This is a genomic window from Pseudobutyrivibrio sp. AR14 (assembly GCF_900101325.1).
Lineage (GTDB): Bacteria > Bacillota > Clostridia > Lachnospirales > Lachnospiraceae > Pseudobutyrivibrio.
Window position 1 is genome coordinate 182,340 of record NZ_FMUY01000005.1, and the last position, 19,209, is coordinate 201,548.

Here is a 19,209-nt window from a genome sequence, read left to right on the forward strand (position 1 = left end):
ATAGACATCCCTAGTTAGATGTTATGGTCATACGCTTCATAAGTCCTTCCTGACTTGCCTCACTGCTACCAATCTCACCAGTGATTGTTCCCTCGAAAATGGTATAGATTCTATCTGCCATTCCAAGAAGCTCAGGCAACTCAGAAGATACAAGAATAACTGCTTTACCTTCGTCAGCCAACTGATGGATAAGCTTGTAAATCTCGTACTTAGCGCCAACGTCAATACCTCGTGTAGGTTCATCAAGAATCAAAATATCTGGCTCTGTGAACATCCACTTTGAAAGTACTACCTTTTGCTGATTACCACCTGAAAGAGTAGTTACCCCTCTATCTACACTAGAAGTCTTAATCTTAAGTGAAGTTCTGTATTCCTCAGCTGCTTTTTTCTCATCATTTAAATCAAGAAGTCCATTTTTAGTTATCTTGTCTAAATTAGCTGCAACAACTGTTTTTCTAATGGAATCCAAAAGATTAAGTCCTAAATTCTTTCTATCCTCCGGTACGTAAGCTATACCGTTTTTAATTGCTGACTCAACTGATGTGAGCTTTACTTCTCTACCCTTTATCTTGATTGTGCCCTTATGATAGATACCGTAGTTGCGACCAAATATAGAGCGCATAAGCTCGGTTCTACCTGCACCCATCAGACCAGCGAATCCAACGATTTCTCCTGCTCTTACATTGAAGCTGGCATTTTTACATACCATTCTGCCTTCAACGTCTGGGTCCTCTACGCACCAATCATCCACCTCAAAAATGACCTCTCCAGGATTTGATTTATGCTCTGGATAACGATTCTCAATTGAACGACCAACCATTGCCTTAATGATTTTGTCCTCATCTACTTTTCCTGCTTCAACATCGTAGCTTTCAACTGTATGTCCATCTCTAATTACAGTAACTGCATCTGATACAGCTGCTATTTCGTTGAGCTTGTGAGAAATCATAATACATGTAATACCCTTATTCTTAAGGTCAAGCATCAAGTCCAAAAGATTTTCTGAATCAGCCTCATTAAGGGCTGATGTAGGCTCATCTAAAATCAAAAGCTTTACATTTTTAGAAAGTGCCTTTGCGATTTCTACCAATTGCTGCTGACCTACACCTAAATGTTTGATTAAGATGTCTGGGTTGATTGACAATCCAACCTTCTTTAAAATCTCATAGGTTCTTCTCTTTTCCTCGGCCCAATCCACCATGCCATGCTTGATTATTTCGTTACCCATGAAGATGTTTTCTGTAATGGATAACTCAGGTATCATGGTCAATTCCTGGTGAATAATGGCAATTCCTGCATGCTCAGATTCTTTGATATTTCTGAATTTCATTTCCTGGCCGCCAAAGATGATTTCCCCATCGTAAGTGCCATATGGATAAACACCAGATAAAACCTTCATCAGTGTAGATTTTCCAGCACCATTTTCACCGCATATAGCATGAATCGTGCCTGTCTTCACTGAGAGATTTACATCATCAAGTGCTTTAACACCTGGAAATTCTTTTGTTATACCTTTCATCTGAAGGATAAAAGAATTGTTCTCCATATATCTAATACCTCCCTATTTATGTACCACTGAGATCTAATCCTTGTTCAAAGTTAAATACTCACTTGGTTTCCTAAGTACTCTATCTGTAGCTATTGCCGCAGCCCCATAGAGGGTTGGGTCAATTTTAAGCTTTGAAATCTCTATTCTTACATTGCTGCTGATTGCCTTAAGGGTTCTCTCTTCAACTATCTTTTTAATAGTTGGAAGAAGTAGCTCATCACCCTGAGCTATGCTATCGCCAATCACAATAATCTCTGGATCGTATGCATTTATAAGTGTGACGCATCCGAATCCTAAATACTCAGCAATTTCATTTACAAGTTTGATTGCCTTTTTGTTGCCAGCTCTTGCAGCATCAAATATTCTTGCGCAGGCTTCTGCTCTGTTTTCATATGGCTTTTCAAAAAGCTCAGGCAAATCCTTTTCAGCCTTTTTAAGGAGTGCCATGGTTGAGCAGTAAAGCTCTAGACAACCTCTATTACCGCACTCGCAAACAGGTCCCTTATAGTCGATGCTGATATGACCAACCTCACTGGCTATTCCTAAGTTGCCAAGGAGAAGTCGGTCGTGATCTACTATTCCAGAACCAACACCTTCACCTATAAGAAAATATGCTAACGAATTAAGTGGTCTATCGTGATTGCCAAACCACCACTCTGCCAAGGCTCCGGCATTAGCATCCTGTTCTATAAACACTGGCTTATCAAACTCATGCTTGAACTCATCAATAAAGTTGACTGTTCTCCAATTTGGCATTCGAGTTACCATAGCAATACGTCCCTCACCTCTTAGATAAGGTCCCGGAACTGCAAGTCCGATTGCCACAACATTTTTATATTTTTTAAGAAGCTTATGAATCTGCTCTTTCATAGAGGCAATTACATCCTCAGCAAAATCATTAAGGCTATATTCCGTCTCCTGCTGTGTGTATAGCTTTCCAGAGATATCAAATACTCCTATTGCAAACACATGTCGTGAGAACTTTACGCCTATCACCAGATTCTTTTCTGCATTTAGTCTCAGTCCAATGGAACGTCTATTTCCATTGCCCTTAACTATTCCTACTTCTGAGACAATTCCCATATCTATAAGTGCGCCAACAAGCTTTGTTATAGACGCCTGGGTCAGTCCCATCATTTTAGCTACCTCAGCTCTGGAGCATATCTCCTTTTGCTGTAGGATTCTAACAATAGCTGAGCGATTCATCTCTGATAAATCGCTGGTGTTATTACCTGCAACTTCCTTAAATTTTTTCATTTTTTATCCTCGCTAGCGGTTGCTTTCAAGTGTTAATGACTTAACACTGTTAACACATTATCTCTTTTATTTTTCCTGGTCAATATGATTGACCCAACTTCGGCGATGTAAATAAATGACCCTGCATATTTTTTGTAAAAACCCGACAAATCCCATAAAATCAACGTTTTCAGTCCCTTCAATCATTAACCTAATCATCCAAATAATCAAAAATTGACACTTTTATGCTTCAAGTAATCAAGTCCTATGATTACTTTCAAATCACCCAATCAGTAACCCAATCAAAGGCCATGTGATTTTGCACAATAAATGCAAAAAGGAACTGTGCAATTTTAGACAGTTCCTCTTTCACCTATTTTATATCCAGTTTTTACTACACCTCTTCTACATAACTTACATAATCCAAATCACTGATCATGTTAATAACCTCTTGATGAGAGCGACGACGATCAAAATCTATATCGATAATTAGCGCTATGTCTGTGGATTGGATTGTTTTCTCACGGCTTTTAATCATACTGCTTATTTCAAATCCAGCATCCGATATGGCCTTTAGAAGCTTGGACACGCCTCGGCTTTTGCTGACTTCGATGTAGACACTCATATGTCTACTATTCTCCTCAACTCGTGAGCTAAGTCTGTAGAGGACGATGTTGGCAAGGAGTACAAGTAAGAAACATGCACAACCAACTATCATATAGCCTGCTCCTATTGCCATTCCCATGCAGGATGCAACCCAGAGGGACGCTGCAGTGGAAAGGCCCTTAATCTGTTGACGTCCTGTAACAAGAATAGTACCTGCTCCAAGGAAACCAATTCCGCTTACAACACCTGCTGGAATACGGCTTACATCAGCATTAAGTCCTGGTATCATAGCCAAATAAAGATTTAATACTGTAGCCACCGCCGAGCCTAGACTAACCAGCGCAAAGGTCTTAATACCAGCGCTGTGATGTCTTACAAGACGCTCCCAGCCAATAAGACTTCCAAACAATGTGGCAACCGTAAGTCGTATAACTACTGCAACTTCTGACATCGACTGTAATTCATTAAGTAATTGCATAAGCACAAACCTCGTATTCTAATTCTATAGTGCATAAAGTGTGTTTTCTTCAAAATTCAAGAATACCTTATCACCTACATTATATATCTTTTTGTTCTTAGGATTATACTCCTGAATCTTTACAAGATTATGTCCTACTCTCACATGGTAATCCTGATATGCTCCCATGAAGCAAGAATACTCAACTAGGCCTGATAAATCACCTTCATCTGCAAGGAATGCTCCCTCTGGTCTAAGTACGATATCGCAACGGCTGCCTGTAGAAAGTGTTCCTGTTGTGCATTTGAGATTGACCCCATCCACTTGAACCATATCCTGTGCGACAACAGTTGCCTCTATAAAGTTAGCCTCGCCAATAAAGTCTGCGACAAATTTATTCTTTGGATAGTAGTATGCCTCATGAGGTGTGGCAACCTGCTCTACTATACCCTTGTTCATAATAATGACCTTGTCTGAAATAGCCATAGCCTCTGACTGGTCGTGAGTAACATATACTGCAGTAATACCAGCTTCCTGCTGGATTCTTCTAATTTCAGTTCTCATAGAAACGCGAAGCTTTGCATCTAGATTTGAAAGTGGCTCATCAAAGAGCAATACCCCTGGCTCAATTACAAGGGCTCTTGCAAGAGCAACTCTCTGCTGTTGACCTCCTGAAAGCTGATTAGTCATACGGTTTTCCATGCCCTCAAGTCCTACAAGGGCAAGGATGTCTGCAACCTTTGACTTGATTACCTCTGGGTCCATTTTTCTAAGCTTTAATCCGTAGGCAACATTATCAAAAATGTTGTAGTGAGGAAGCAATGCGTATGATTGGAACACCATTGCTGTGTCTCTTTTATTTGGTGTCAGCGCATTAATTGGCTCTCCTCCCAGATAAATCTCACCTTCATCTGGACTTTCAAATCCAGCTATCATACGAAGTGTAGTTGTCTTACCGCATCCAGATGGTCCAAGCAATGTGACAAAGCTGCCTGGCTCGATTTCTAGATTTGTATCCTGCACTGCATAAAAATCTTTTCCTGATTTAGGATCTTTATATATTTTTGAAATATGTTCTAAGCGAACTCCTTTTTTCTCTTTTGCCATTTTATTCACCCTTCCAAATTATTCATCAAACTTTACTTTCTTACTTGTTCCAAAATACTTCATCAATAGATTCATAATCAAAACTGAGCCATAGGTAATCATGATAAGAATTGTGGCAAATGCACAGGCGATTCCGTATGAACCCTTTTCCGCAAACTCATTAATCTGAACTGTGATAAGTAAGTATGATGGTGTGACAAGTAAAATGATAGCTGAAATAGCTGTTATACTACGTACAAACGAAGTAATGAAACCACTTAAGAAGCTATTTTTTATCAATGGAAGTGTCACTGTCATAAACACTCTAAAACTATCTGCACCCATGTCGTAGGCTGATTCTTCAATGCTCTTATCAATCTGCCTCAGGGCTGAAATACCGCTTCTGGTTCCTGTAGGAAGGCTTCGAACTACAAAAACAATTACAAGAATTGCTCCGGTTCCGTAAAGGCTTTGAAGAATACCTGTACCAAATATTCCTCCCGCAAAACCTCTGATATAACCAATACCAAGAACTGTTCCAGGCACCGCCATAGCAAGCATTGAAACCGCTTCTATAAATCCCTTTGCCTTGAACTTTCTCTTAACTACAAGATAAGAGATAATCATTGAAAGAAGGGCTGTTATTGGTGCCGAAATCAGTGATAAAACAAAACTGTCCTTAAATGTCTTTAGTCCCTTATATCTGACAAATACCTGCTCAAACCACTTGGTTGTCAAATGGAAATCATATCCCCAGGTCTTGAACAACGCCCCAAATGGAACACAGATATACATTACGATTACAAAGATTGCCAGAGCGGAACATGCAATAGTTAGGGGAACAGTTACGCTCTTGTCTGTGATAAGCATTCTCTCTCTTGATGCTTTTCCAGAAAGGGTTGCAGTTGATTTTGCTTCCAAATAATATTTCTGAACCATAAACATCAAAAGTGTAATACCAAGGAGGACTACAGCCATGGCTGCTGCACCTTGCTTATCATAGGCACCTGTAATCTGCAGGTAAATGGTGGTGGCCAATGTGTCGTAGGAGCCACCGATAATCATAGGGTTGGCGAAATCTGCGATTGATTCTATAAAGGTTACCAAAAAGGCATTGCCTAAACCTGGCAAAATAAGTGGGAAGGTAACTGTCATAAATACCTTTAATCTAGATGCACCCATATCTCTTGCTGCTTCTTCAAGAGATGGGTCGATATTTTTAAGCAGTCCCTTCAGCATCATGTAACATACTGGGAAAAATGTAAGGGTTTGAACAATTGCAATTCCCCAGAATCCATAGACGCTGTTGTCATATATTTTAAGAAGAAAACGTGTGATTATTCCTGCTTTACCAAAAAGCATAATCATGGAAAGAGATAATACAAATGGTGGTGATACTACAGGAAGCATTGAAACCAATTTGAATAATCCCTCGATAAATCTGGTTCTAAGTTTTACATACACCTCAACATAGGCAAATAACAGACCTATCAATGTGGAGATGATACCCACTAAAAATCCTACCTTTAAAGTGTTTGTAATGGCTCTCCTAAAATTGGAAAGGCCCATTACCCTTTTGAAAATATCAGTTGTAATTCCATTATCTGAAACGAAGCTATCTACCAACAAAATTGCCAGCGGATACAGAATGAAAACTGTTAAGAATACAACAAGAAGAACTATTGTTGTACAAAGAATTGGATCCGCTAGAAGCTTCTTTCTTTCAAGACTGGCACTTTGACTCTTTGCCATCTTTTATTCCTCCCTCTTAATATATAAGGCGGATGAAAAACACCCGCCTTAAAAGTGATACGTGACTTATTCTGTCTGGAAACGATCGTCAGCTGCGCTACCTAATGCATTCATTACATCCTCAACATACTGAGCTGTATTTTCCTTTGCATCCTCGAAGTCATAATCCATTACATTGTCTGGATCAAGACCATATTCTGTAGCAACTTCTGGCTGTGTTGCATTATCAAGTAATAAGAACTGGTATGAACCATTCTGTGCTGCAAGTTCTACGCAGTCTGGGCTAAGAGCATACTCAATCCAAAGCTTTGCTGCATTTGGATGTGCGCATCCCTTGAAGATTGCTGTAGCACCGATTTCATAGGATGTGCCTGATGATGGAATGATAAGATTGATATTCTCATATCCATTGTCAACAATCTGAGCCAATGCATCATGTAAGAAACCTACACCTACTACACACTCGCCAGTTCCCACATTCTTAGATGGGCCAGAACCTGACTTTGTATAAACTTCTACATTCTTGTCCAAGTCAACAAGGTAATTAATACCCTCGTCATGTCCGTATTTTTGAACCATTGTGTTGATGATGAGCTTTGCTGTACCAGCTGTGTTGTAGTTTGACATCCAAACCAATCCCTTGTACTGATCATCTGTCAAATCTTCCCAATCTGCTGGAGCCTCAATTCCCATACGTTCAAGCTCATCTGTATTTACCATAAATCCAAGGATTCCTTTGTAAATTCCGTACCAATATCCATCAGCATCCTTGTATTCATCACTCATCAAATGTGTTGCATTCATTGCGTCGTATGACTCTAAAAGTCCCTCTGCTGCTGCAACATTGTAAGGATCTGTTGTTCCACCGAACCAAACATCACCTGATGGATTTCCATTTTCCTCCTCAATCTTGCTTTGAACTTCACCAGTGGATAATCTCTGATACTGAACTTCAATTCCATAAAGTCTCTCAAAGTTCTCACATGCTGCTGCAAGGTATTCCTCCTCGCAAGAGCCATATACAACAAGAGTGCCCTCTTCCTTAGCTGCGTCAATTAATTTCTGGAATTCATCTACATTCTCCTCAGCAACAATGGATGTTGCCTCCTCAGAAGTAGCTGCCTCCTTTCCATCATTCCCCCCACAACCAACAAGGCTACATGCCATTAATCCGGCAAAAAATAAAGCTAACCTTTTTTTCATGTTTTCTTCTCCTTTCGGTTAATTGATAATTACATGATAAAAAAGTTAGCTTTTTATAAATACCCAGTTTTCTGTTTTATTATCCGATTTTCTGAACTAGGTCTATTGTTTATTAATTCTATTTAACTGATCTCGCTCTAAAACAATAAGTAACTCATTGTCTGCCTCAAGTGGCTCTGCTGGATCAATGGTCTTCCAATGACCAGTTTTGTGATTCATATATGCGATAACGTTAATCTTGTAGTTTTTACGAAGATTAAGCTCTATCATATTTTTGCCTACCCACTTTGGCATAGGAAGCATCTCTACCATACACAGGTTTTCATCTACCTTAAAGTAATCTAAGAATGTATCAGAAGCTAGAATTCTTGCTGACTGCTCTCCGCCGTACTCCTCAGGAACAATAACCTTGTTGGCGCCGATTTTTTTCAGGATAGATGTCATTCTATCAGACGAACTTTTGGCAACAATAAGTGGCACCTTTAATTCCTTTGCAACTGCCACTGACATAATGCTGGCTGATAGATTTCCGCCCATTGCAATGGCAACAATATCCATGTTTTTAAGGCCAAGCATCTCTACCTCATCCTCGTTGGTAAGGTCGGCGCAAACAGCTGCTGTACAGTAGCCGTCCATATCCTTGAGCTTATCTCTATTGTTATCTACTACCAAAACGTCAGCGCCCATTTCATACATGCTTTTAGCAAGGCTGATTCCGTATTTTCCTAATCCTAAAACTGCTATTGTCTTTTTCATTTTATTCTCCTTATCCTACAAAGAAATCCCCTTCTAAATATCTACATTTGCTCTTATGATGACCTCTGCCAGCAAAAAAGATTGCCAGGGAAATAGGTCCTATTCGTCCCAAATACATGGCAACGATAATTATTATCTGACCGATTGAATCCAGGCTAGATGTAAGACCTCGGGACAATCCTACGGTAGCTGATGCGCTTATGACCTCGTAAAGTCCATCTTGCATATTTACCTTGTTAGTAACTATAAGTAAAAGAGTAAGCACTACAATTGCAAATGCTGCAACTGATACGATAACTGTGGCCTTTCGCATGCTTTCGTCTGTAACTCGTCTATTGAAAATGATACTTTGGTCATCATCATGAATGTATGAAATCACGTTAAGTAAAGCAAGGAAAATGGTAACTGTTTTAACACCACCAGCTGTTCCGATAGGAGAACCACCAATAAACATCAAAATATATGACATTACGCAAGAAAAGTCAGTCATATTTTCCTGTGGGAAAGAGCTGAACCCTGCAGTCCTAAGGGTGATTGACTCAAAAAAGCTGTTAATAGTCTTATCAAACAATGATAGATTTCCAATAGTCCCTGCATTTTTAAATTCTGCAATAAAGAAGAATAATGCACCTGAAACAATAAGTGTTACTGTTACTGTGACAACAAGCTTGGTATGCTCTTCAAATCTTTTGAAAATCTGTACTGGGGTAAATCGCTTTTTTATGCCAGCCTTAATTTTCTCCGACATATCAAACCAAACTACGTAACCAAGTCCGCCAAGAACTATAAGAAACATTGTGGTACACATCACCAGCGGATTGGACTTGTAGTCCATAAGGCTTCTATCACCAATAATATCTATCCCCGCATTACAAAAGGCTGAAACTGAGTGGAATATGGAGTACCAAATTCCCCTTGCCACGCCAAACTCAGGAATAAATGATATGGAATATAAAACTGCCCCAAATAATTCTACCTTAAATACATCCTTAAAAATTCTAATCAAAAGCCTAAGTATTCCCACATCTGTATCCAAGTTCAGGGATTCCTGAAGCATTTTTCTATCACCTAGTGAAAATTTCTTTTGAGTGATAAGCATTACCATGGATATAACTGTGATGATTCCCAGACCACCTACCTGTATGAGACATAGAATAATAATATGACCGAATGTACTAAAGTAACTGTAAGTGTCTACAACTACAAGGCCTGTAACACAAGTGGAAGTAGTTGAAGTAAAAAACGCCACAAGTGGATTGGTCCACTGACCTGCCGCCGAAGAAATCGGAAGCATTAAAATGAGCCCTCCTATGGCTATAGCAATAAGAAAGCTCAGTGGTATCAATTGAACTGATGAAATTTTCTTCTTTTCCATAAAATATCTCCGTAAGGGTCTCCCCTACAAAACCCGAGTGATATATCATCACTAAGATGAAATAATAGTATAAATACTCTCTATTGTAAACAAATTCCATTATAGCTTTGAGTTCCCACTCCACTTGTATTAAAATTTGTACTAATAAGGATAATTGTTTTGATTACATTAAGAGAATACTGGAGGATGGTTATGATTAAAATTCTAGCTGATAGTACATGCGATTTATCACCAGAATTGGTGGAGAAATATAATATTGGAATAATCCCTCTTTACGTTAGGCTTGGGGATGAGGAGTACAAAGATGGCATGAATATTGCCCCACAGGATTTATATGCCTGGTCAGATGAGCATGGCCAGACTCCTAAGACCGCTGCACCTAGTGTTGAGGATGTGGAACAGTTTCTTTCTAAAGACAGCGATGATGAGTATATCGTATTTACGATTTCAGCGTCTATGTCTGCAAGCTTTAATAACTGTAGACTGGCAGCAGAGGATTTAGAGATTTCTGATAGGGTTCATGTAATCGACTCAGCTAATCTATCAACCGGCATAGGTCTTCAGGTATTATATGCAGCTGAACTTGCAGCAAAGGGAATGAGCGCCTGTGAGGTTGTCGATCAGGTTATGGCAATCAGAGACAAGGTCCGTGCCAGCTTTGTAATAGATACTCTTATTTACCTACATCGTGGCGGTCGATGTTCTGGACTTGCTGCATTAGTAGGTGGTGCGCTAAAGCTCCATCCTCGTATTGCAGTATCAGATGGTGCCATGCATCCTGAGAAGAAATACCGTGGCAAAGATGTAAAATATGTTATGGATTATGTAAAAGATATGGAAAATGACCTTCTTTCTGCAAGACCTGAGAGAGTTTTCATTACCCACTCAGGCTGCAAAAAAGAAATAGTAGATTCTGTTTACAATTATCTAAATGGACTGAACCACTTTAATGAGATTCTTGAGACTAATGCAGGCGCAGTTGTTTCGTCCCACTGCGGCCCTGGCACTTTAGGTGTTTTATTTATAGCAGAATAAAAATTACATCAGGCAGTGTTTCTATTTGACAAATTCAGATGGAGCGCTGCCTGTATATCTTTTAAAAACAGAATTAAAATGCTTGTAGTCGGAAAAGCCTGTCATATCAGAGACCTGGTACACCTTGTATTTGCCTGTCTCTAGCAGCTTAATAGCCTTCTGCACTCTGTATTTATTTAAGAAATCTAGATAAGTAGAGCCGGTAGCTTCCTTGAATTTTCTAGATAAGTAACTGGCAGACACTCCCAGTTCCTCTGAGAAGCTCTCTATGCTTATTTTTTCTGAATATCTAGACTCAGTGGCACTTAAAATATGCTGCACATAGTCATTATCAGCATCAGTTTTTACATAGACTGTTTTCTTTTCTGAAATCTGCTTAAGCTGATTATCCTTTTCAATTTCCTGGATGATTTTTTCCACATTTTTCTTGAGCTCATCCTCATCCACAGGCTTCATCAAATATGCCGATACCCCTAAATCAATTGCCTGCTTGGCATACTCAAAATCTGCATAGCTAGTCATGATAATGGTTTTAAAATCTGACTCTGTGCCTGCAGTTTTTACCATTTCAATTCCGTCTACTATAGGCATTTTGATGTCAGCCAAAACTATGTCTGGCCGTAGCTCTTCTATTTTTTCAATGCCTTCTTTTCCATTTGCCGCCTCTCCAACAATGGTGCATCCCATAGATACCCAGTCCATTGTGTAGGCAATTCCCTTACGGATGATGTCCTCATCCTCTGCAATTAACACTCTATACATAACCATTCCCTATCTGTGCTTTGGTATTGTAACCCTAACTGTAGTTCCCCTGTCCTTCACGCTTTCGATATTCAATCCGTAGTCTCCCTTGTACATCAATTGAATCCTGCGATGAATATTGTAAAGTCCCAGGTGTGATGACTCATTTTTCTCTCCCTCCAGCTGTTGCTTAAGCTCAGCTAAAAGGGATTCATCCATTCCTGCGCCATCGTCCTCGCATACAAAGACAATATTGTCCTGATGCTGTGTGCCTCTTATTTTTACATCAAGAGTCTCTCTTCCCTCAAATCCATATTTTATGGCATTCTCAATAAGTGGCTGAATCACTAACTTTGGAATAAGGCAGTCATAGATTTCTTCAGACACATCTATACTGTAGGAGAATCTCTTGTTAAATCTGATTTGTAAAATATTAAGATACAACTGGAGATTGTGCAAATCCTCTCTCACAGTCACCTCATCTCTTGTCTCTCGGATACTGTAGCGAAGCAGTCCAGATAGAGAAACAATCATTTTATCTGCTGCCTTGGCGTCAATCTTTGCCATGAATCTGATGTTATCCAAGGTGTTAAACAAAAAGTGTGGGTTAAACTGACTCTCAAGCTGCTTTACTTGGGAGAATGCAGCGTTTTCTGCCAGCTCTTGATTTTGAGCAATCTCCTCCTTCAGTCCCTCAAGCATCTGATTAAAGTCTCGACCTATAGTCTGAAACTCCTTGCTACTGTCAATATCTAAGCTAACATCCAAATCTCCCTGCTGAACTGACTCAAATGCCTGCTCGATTTTTTTAACGTCTCTTGTATATTCCTTTGAACTGTTGTCTGCGTTTCTATAGGAAATCAAGATAATTCCAATGAATATTACAATGATAATAACTAAAATGGTCTCTACCGTCCGAATGCTCCTATGTATATCAGATATCGTATATACGGATATTCCCATATCGCTATCATTTCTATAGCTATAGAAGATATGGCCATCGATGGTAGTGTATCCATAGGTGTTTTCAAGCTGAGGCTCCACTCGCCCCAAATCATCCATCAGTACCTTGTTGTTGTATAAATAAACCCAGCCTAGGTTATCGGTGATGAATACTGTTTTAGCCTCACCCTTAAACTGATTTCTGATTACCTCTGGAGGCACTATGTAAAAAATACCGTATTGCAATTTATCATTTTCATATACACTTCTAACAACAAAAAGCTTGCCTTCAAAGAGAATAGTCCTGGTCTGATTTGGATTGTTTTTCGCCAACTTCCAAACGCCCCAGTTTGTCATGCCTCTTTTTGTTAAAAAAGGATAGGTATCATCACTGCTGGAGAAAATCTGATTGTTAGCCCCATCTAAAATAACCATTTCACCTAGCTCATCATAGTCGGAGGTTGCCTCGTACATTGCTGAAAATATAGCATCTTTTTTGTTGTTGGAATCAGAATCAACCATTACTGCACTTACATCATCAACCATTGAATAATAGTCATTCATAACATTTTCAATGCGTTTTGTTATACCTTCATTATCATCTCTGGTGGATTCCCTAAGACTAATTCCCCAGGCGGCAATAAAGATAATAAAAGCAGTAATGACAATTACAATAACCGGTGTCAGCGAGTACCAGATAAATGTCTTTCTGATGTTTTCCTGGAAGGATTTTATTTCGCCAGCCATACTAATCCCTCCTCTTTTCTGCTATATTGCTAAATTCTTCTAGCCATTTTTCTCTGCTATTTATAACCAGGCTTCTGTCAACTTCGATTATATTGATTTGAGCCTTGGCAAGGACCTCTGACGAGTTGGACACATCTGTCCTAACAGAGCGTCTGCCTAAATACTGGGCAACATAAACTTGGGTGTCATAGCTTAGCATAAAGTCTACAAAAGCCTTGGCCTCATCAGCTCGCTTGGTATTTTTATTTATATAAATACCATCGGGAGTAGACACTACTCCCTCTTTCATATAGACAATGCGCACATGTTTGCCAGCAGATAGCATAGTAAGGGCTGCCTCCTCAAAGGTGAGGCCCACCACATATTTTCCATTTGCAACACCTTCGTACACATCAGATGAACTATCAAGAAGATTGCCATCTAACTGATCTAGTAACGCATTTACGTATTTGAATCCTTTTTCTGAATCAACGGATGGAGTATCACTCTTGGTGTTTCCATTAGAATCATCTGAGCCCATGGCATAAAGCATATTTACAAGATGTTCATAGGAAGATGAGGATTTTGTAGGATCCGCAAATGCGATTTTCCCCTTCAATTCTGGCTGTAGCAAATCCTCATAACCTGTGATTTTAATATCACCAATCAAATCAGTGTTAATCATCAGCACACTAGGTACATCTGTAAAACAATTTGTGTTAAATGAATTGTCCTTGAACTGAGTGTAAATACAATCTGATGCAGTACTCCTATAAGGCAGAAAATCATCCTTGTATGGACCAACTGTAAGAACAGAACCGCCCCACATCAGGTCCACATTTTCATCCTCTTCAATCATTTTGATAGCCTCGGTGGTGCCGCAGCTTTTAACCTCCACCTGAATTCCGGTTTCGATTTCAAATTCATTTATAAGAGGCTCCATAAAGCTAACAGGATGGGGCGATACCACAACAAGCTTGTCATTTACACGATTTTTATTTGCCCACAAATTGCCGCCAATAGCTGCAACAATTCCTATAATAAAAAAAGAAACAAGGCAGACTGCTAGCACAATGTAGACTTTACCTTGTTTCTTTGAATTCAATTGATTTAACTTCCCCAACATATCATTCTCCCTAAGTGATAGACACTATAGTATAGAACTAGCTAAAATTTGTCAAAAAAGGATTGGATGCTAGGGAATTGTAAGCTTTATATAATTATCCCTCGTTATTCTGGAACATACTCGTCGAAATCATACTTGATTACGCCAAAGTCAGTCTTCTGCTCACGGATAGCGATTGACTTAGACATCTTCTTGATTTCATCAGCTGTTACTGAACGACCAAGCTCATTTGAAAGAACAACACCTTCTGAAAGGAATGCTGTCTGCATAGCGATATATGGTGAATCAATTCTTGTCTCATCTGTAAGATCGCCGCGAAGGTATGAATACCAATGAAGCTGGTTGTCATTGTACATTACCATCTCTGGGTGAAGTGCAAGCTCCTGCTGGCCTGTAATGTCGCCGATTGCACAATCAAGCTTTGTTGCAAATAAATTGCCATCCTCATCAACGCCGAAGTGCTCAAGCTTTGGAGTCTGAAGGTGTCCACCACCTACAATTCCGCCACCCTCTGGAACAGCCATAGGGCCACCTGTTGAGTCAACATCGATAAACTTGATACCACCGTTCTTACCTGCGATGAAGCTTGTTCCGATTTCATCCATGTGAATAGCCCAGTCCTCATAGATATCCATTGAAAGACCGCCCTTGAACTTAGCGATACCAATTCCAAGGTCCTCTACTGGAGCCTTGCGGTTTGTCTGTGCATCGATTGTTGGATGTGTCCAATAATCGCAAGACTGAACACCGTATACGCTCTCAAGCTCTGGCATACCAAGTACATAGAGCATCTGAGCAAGGTGATAAATACCAAGATCAAATAATGGTCCGTGTACACCAATCTCTGGATCGATGAAGTCCTTTGAGAAGAACTGCATATCATAGCCTGGACGGCCCTGACGTCTGTGACCTACTGAACGAGCGTGATAAACTTTTCCAAGCTTTCCTTCCTCGATCATCTTCTTAGCAATACGTGTCTGTGGATTGTAGATTGAGCTAATCTGAACAGCAAGCTTCTGGCCATACTTCTTCTGTGCATCATAGAGAATCTTTGCATCAGCATATGAGCAAGCCATTGGCTTCTCTGAGTAGCAAGGGAAACCTGCTGCCATAACTGCTGTTGCAACTGATGTGTGAAGGTTGTTGTGGACACAAACTTCAACTTCATCAATATCATCTCTCTTAAGCATTTCGCGGAAGTCCTGATAAAGGTCCTTCTCATCAATGCCATACTGCTTGCCCCAAGCTAAAAGCCTGTCCTTGTCGATTTCTGCAGCAGCTACAACTCTTAAATTCTCTCCTCTCTTATTGAGGTTCTCAATAACTGTCATGTGACGATGTGAAATCATACCACATCCAATAATCGCAATTCTAATTTCCTTTTTCATGTTTTCCTCCTAATTTATCGTGGCAGTACTTCAGTACTACGTGCTCCCGCAGGGCACCCTTCATACTCGGGCACGGGCCCCACCCGCCCGGTGTAGGTCCCTCCCATGCCCGGCATGACGCTTCCCTGCTCGCGCTCGCCAAGACTATGAGCTGCCACTATTAAATGAGCTGGTAGACATCAAGCTCTTAGGTCTCTCAAGCGAGACATGTCGTCGAGCGGAGAGACTCTAAGGCTTGTAGGCGTAACCAGCGGATTAACGTTTTTTACCAGCCAAGGATACGTAGGTATTCGCGGCTGCGGCGAGCGCACTCAAGTGGCTCAAGCTCGTAGTGCTCGTCCTGCTCTACGATGACCCACTGTGCGTTGGCTTCCATAGCTGCAGCGAGAACTGGCTCCCAAATCATCTGTCCAAATCCAACTGGGCGGAATCCAAAGTATCCTGTGTCGCCATCAGATTCCTCCTCATCGATTCCGATGAGCTTGTACATATTCTTAACCTCACCCTTTTTGATGTAGTCCTTAAGGTGAACTACTGGGATGCGGTCAGTGTATTTCTTGATGAACTCAGGTGCCTCACCTGTTGCCACATCGCACCAGCAAGTATCAAGCTCTGACTGAAGGTTCTCAGCTGGGATTGCATCAAACATCTCGTCATATCCCCATTTGCCATTTTCAAGCTTTACAAACTCGAAATCATGGTTGTGATAAAGGAAAGTCATACCTGCTTTATGAATCTTCTCACCTACTTCATTAAGAAGTGGAAGGAACTCCTTGAATCCTGCTGGATTAGCTGGACGATATTCCTCAGCCATGTATGGCATAACAAGGTACTTAACACCGATTACTGAATAGTCAGCAATAACCTTGTCGATGTCATCCATCATCTCCTGGAATGCTACGTGAGCTGAAATTGGTGTAAGTCCAACTTCATCAAGAGTCTTCTTAACAAACTCTGGCTCAAGTCCATAAAGGCCTGCAAGCTCAACTCCGTCATACCCCATTTCTTTTACTTTTGTCATAACACTTTTGAAATTTTCTGGTGTGTTTTCAAGTAAGTCTCTAAGACCGTAAACCTGAATACCAACTGGAAGCTTTTTTTCCATTTTCTTCTCCTTTTCTTATGTTAATATTTCTCTTTTTGTCATCTAGGATTCTCTTGTCTTTGACTAGCTTTATTCTATGAAAAAAAGAAGACGGCCACTTTAGAAATTTTTTTGATTTTAATTCAATATTTGCATAATTGGATTTTAATTAAATTTGCCTTGCAACAGATTTATGTCATTTCTTGCACATGACATTCAGTCACCGGCCTATTCTTTTATCAAACGCTGCCCGACAATTTTTTGACTCTATTTAGTTAATTATTTATAGGAAGTAAAAAAACATAAGCTGTATAATTTTATTCAAGAAAAAGTGGGACTTCTTGCCAAATAAAAGAGAAGGCATCTGGCAAGATTCTGGCATTCCCATGGTATCTATGGGACTAGTCCGACGATACGTAAAAGGAGGATATGATGAAAATTTATAATGTAACAGATCCAGAGTTTACTAACTATGGAAGAATCATTGAGGGGTATGAGGCTGAAAAGAAGGCAATCGTAGATGCACTTAGAGACAAGACTCCTATTCCAGCAGGCACAGATTATGTTGCAGAGGAGCAGGCACTTCAGTCACTTGCTGCAGCAGACAAGATTACAAATTCTTTATTTGGTGGTTCACCAATGCAGTTTGGATGGTGCAACGGTCACAACACAAAGCTCAACTGCCTTGAGTATCACCGTTCAAGCGAGATTAATTTAGGCGCTACAGATTTCATTTTACTTCTTGCAAAGAGAGAGGAAATCGTTGATTTCAAGCTTGATTCTAGCAAGGTAAAAGCATTCTTCTGCCCAGCTGGCACAATGATAGAAGTATATGCAACAGCTCTTCACTATGCTCCATGTCAGGCTCACAAGGATTCTGGTTTCCAGGTACTTGTTGGTCTTCCAAAGGGAACAAATGTAGGCTGCCCAGACTTCCCAAGAGTTAACACAGAGGACAAGCTCCTTACAGCTACTAACAAATGGCTCCTTGCACATGCAGAGGCATCTGAAGCAAAGGATGGCGCATGGGTAGGCATCACAGGAGAAAATATCGATATTGCAAATGATATTCAATAATTAAAAAAGAAAAAGCCTCGCTAGAATTTAGAATCTCCTTCTATCTTCTAGTGAGGCTTATTTTATTGATTATTATTTAGGGTCAGAGCTTATTTTCCATCAGGAAAGCTTGTGAAGCATCCAGTCTCAACTTCTGGATAGCCATATTTTTCCTTTGCATCGGAAAATGCCTTTATCATAAAGCTCATGTTTCTTGCAAGATTTCTCATGGTCTGAAGACCCTCAAGATCCTTTTTCACATCCTCTGCAGTAAATCCATGAACCTGATTCCAATAAGTTGATGAAGCCACAGGCATACCGCTGATAGTGAAGTACTTGTTTAGTACATCAAAGCTAGCAGTATTGCCACCTCTGCGGCAGCTCACTACTGCAACGCCAACCTTCATGTGCTTTGAAAAATGCGTACTATAAAAAAGTCTATCCATAAAGGAAAGAATAGTTCCGTTTGGAGAGCCATAGTATACAGGACTTCCCACGACCAAACCATCAGCCTCTTTAAATTTGGGAGCCACTTCATTTACCAAATCATCGAAAACGCATTTCCCAATCTGTTCGCACTTGCCACAAGAAATACATCCCCTAATATCCTTGTTGCCAAGTTGAATCACTTCAGTTTCAATACCCTCAGCATCAAAAATGCCAACCATCTCCTGAAGCGCAGTCGCTGTACAGCCCTTTGCATTTGGACTGCCATTTAAAATTAGAATCTTTGCCATACTCTAATCCTCATAATCATGCGTTAACATAGCTCCTGTCATATTGAGCACATCGCCCTGTGATGAATGCCACAATTCTTCTTGCAAATCATCTGGTAACTTCTTAGCACTCTCATACATGGAAATCCACTCATCATCTGAGATATTTGTGTATCCCTTATTCAATGTTTCCTTTATTTCCAAATAACTCATATTCGCCATCTAAAATTCCATCCTTTATAACCCTGCGGATTCTGCTATAGACATAATCGTGTTTTCTAATCACTTAATTATTCCGGGTACTAAAACAATATCTAATTCGAAAAATCTTGGTTCTAAGTTTTCTAATCACTTAATTTTTCCGGGTACTAAAAC

Annotated in this window: 17 protein-coding genes; 2 read left to right on the forward strand and 15 right to left on the reverse strand. The window is 40.0% G+C overall.

Translation table 11 applies throughout. The features are described 5' to 3' along the window. Window positions 1-10 precede the first annotated feature (10 nt). From mmsA to BLP50_RS06380, 8 genes are all read right to left on the reverse strand, one after another. Window positions 11-1,546 (reverse strand): multiple monosaccharide ABC transporter ATP-binding protein, encoded by a 1,536-nt coding sequence (mmsA, locus tag BLP50_RS06345; protein WP_090152716.1) that lies wholly within the window; start codon window positions 1,544-1,546, stop codon window positions 11-13. A 36-nt stretch (window positions 1,547-1,582) separates the two neighbouring features. Beyond that, window positions 1,583-2,806: an ROK family transcriptional regulator gene (locus tag BLP50_RS06350; protein WP_090152719.1), complete on the reverse strand. Its 1,224-nt coding sequence runs from the start codon at window positions 2,804-2,806 to the stop codon at window positions 1,583-1,585. Window positions 2,807-3,179: 373 nt separating this feature from the next. Then, window positions 3,180-3,869: an MgtC/SapB family protein gene (locus BLP50_RS06355; protein ID WP_090152722.1), complete on the reverse strand. Its 690-nt coding sequence runs from the start codon at window positions 3,867-3,869 to the stop codon at window positions 3,180-3,182. A 24-nt stretch (window positions 3,870-3,893) separates the two neighbouring features. Next, window positions 3,894-4,955 (reverse strand): ABC transporter ATP-binding protein, encoded by a 1,062-nt coding sequence (locus BLP50_RS06360; RefSeq protein ID WP_090152726.1) that lies wholly within the window; start codon window positions 4,953-4,955, stop codon window positions 3,894-3,896. 18 nt (window positions 4,956-4,973) lie between these two features. Further along, the gene (locus BLP50_RS06365) at window positions 4,974-6,686 is read right to left on the reverse strand and encodes an ABC transporter permease (RefSeq protein ID WP_090152729.1); all 1,713 of its coding nucleotides are present in this window, start codon (window positions 6,684-6,686) and stop codon (window positions 4,974-4,976) included. Between the two features lie 66 nt (window positions 6,687-6,752). Continuing rightward, on the reverse strand, window positions 6,753-7,889 hold the full coding sequence (locus tag BLP50_RS06370; protein WP_090152731.1) for an ABC transporter substrate-binding protein: 1,137 nt from the start codon (window positions 7,887-7,889) through the stop codon (window positions 6,753-6,755). 102 nt (window positions 7,890-7,991) lie between these two features. Continuing rightward, window positions 7,992-8,645, reverse strand: coding sequence for a potassium channel family protein (locus BLP50_RS06375; protein WP_090152734.1), 654 nt, complete (start codon window positions 8,643-8,645; stop codon window positions 7,992-7,994). A 10-nt stretch (window positions 8,646-8,655) separates the two neighbouring features. Further along, the gene (locus BLP50_RS06380) at window positions 8,656-10,020 is read right to left on the reverse strand and encodes a TrkH family potassium uptake protein (RefSeq protein WP_090152736.1); all 1,365 of its coding nucleotides are present in this window, start codon (window positions 10,018-10,020) and stop codon (window positions 8,656-8,658) included. Between the two features lie 192 nt (window positions 10,021-10,212). Between BLP50_RS06380 and BLP50_RS06385 the strand changes: the two genes are divergently transcribed. Further along, window positions 10,213-11,055: a DegV family protein gene (locus BLP50_RS06385; RefSeq protein WP_090152740.1), complete on the forward strand. Its 843-nt coding sequence runs from the start codon at window positions 10,213-10,215 to the stop codon at window positions 11,053-11,055. Window positions 11,056-11,076: 21 nt separating this feature from the next. On the opposite strand, the gene BLP50_RS06390 is transcribed toward BLP50_RS06385, so the two are convergent. The 5 genes from BLP50_RS06390 to BLP50_RS06410 form a co-directional block, all read right to left on the reverse strand. Continuing rightward, window positions 11,077-11,817 carry a response regulator transcription factor gene (locus tag BLP50_RS06390; protein ID WP_090152744.1) on the reverse strand — a complete coding sequence of 247 codons (741 nt, stop codon included), beginning with the start codon at window positions 11,815-11,817 and terminating at the stop codon, window positions 11,077-11,079. 9 nt (window positions 11,818-11,826) lie between these two features. Continuing rightward, window positions 11,827-13,485: a sensor histidine kinase gene (locus tag BLP50_RS06395; RefSeq protein WP_090152747.1), complete on the reverse strand. Its 1,659-nt coding sequence runs from the start codon at window positions 13,483-13,485 to the stop codon at window positions 11,827-11,829. Window position 13,486: 1 nt separating this feature from the next. After that, entirely contained in the window at window positions 13,487-14,590 is a 1,104-nt protein-coding gene (locus tag BLP50_RS06400) for an extracellular solute-binding protein (protein WP_090152749.1), read from the reverse strand. Window positions 14,591-14,694: 104 nt separating this feature from the next. Further along, window positions 14,695-15,978 carry a Gfo/Idh/MocA family protein gene (locus tag BLP50_RS06405; protein WP_090152752.1) on the reverse strand — a complete coding sequence of 428 codons (1,284 nt, stop codon included), beginning with the start codon at window positions 15,976-15,978 and terminating at the stop codon, window positions 14,695-14,697. Between the two features lie 265 nt (window positions 15,979-16,243). Then, window positions 16,244-17,083, reverse strand: a complete 840-nt coding sequence (locus tag BLP50_RS06410) for a sugar phosphate isomerase/epimerase family protein (RefSeq protein WP_090152755.1) — start codon at window positions 17,081-17,083, stop codon at window positions 16,244-16,246. Between the two features lie 411 nt (window positions 17,084-17,494). On the opposite strand from BLP50_RS06410, the gene BLP50_RS06415 reads away from it, so the two are divergent. Then, on the forward strand, window positions 17,495-18,139 hold the full coding sequence (locus BLP50_RS06415) for a DUF4867 family protein (RefSeq protein ID WP_090152758.1): 645 nt from the start codon (window positions 17,495-17,497) through the stop codon (window positions 18,137-18,139). Window positions 18,140-18,228: 89 nt separating this feature from the next. Here the strand turns inward: BLP50_RS06415 and BLP50_RS06420 are convergent, their stop codons facing one another. Both BLP50_RS06420 and BLP50_RS06425 read right to left on the reverse strand, forming a co-directional pair. After that, window positions 18,229-18,855 carry a flavodoxin family protein gene (locus tag BLP50_RS06420; RefSeq protein ID WP_090152762.1) on the reverse strand — a complete coding sequence of 209 codons (627 nt, stop codon included), beginning with the start codon at window positions 18,853-18,855 and terminating at the stop codon, window positions 18,229-18,231. A gap of 3 nt (window positions 18,856-18,858) precedes the next feature. Then, window positions 18,859-19,056 (reverse strand): hypothetical protein, encoded by a 198-nt coding sequence (locus tag BLP50_RS06425; protein WP_090152765.1) that lies wholly within the window; start codon window positions 19,054-19,056, stop codon window positions 18,859-18,861. Between the last annotated feature and the right edge of the window lie 153 nt (window positions 19,057-19,209).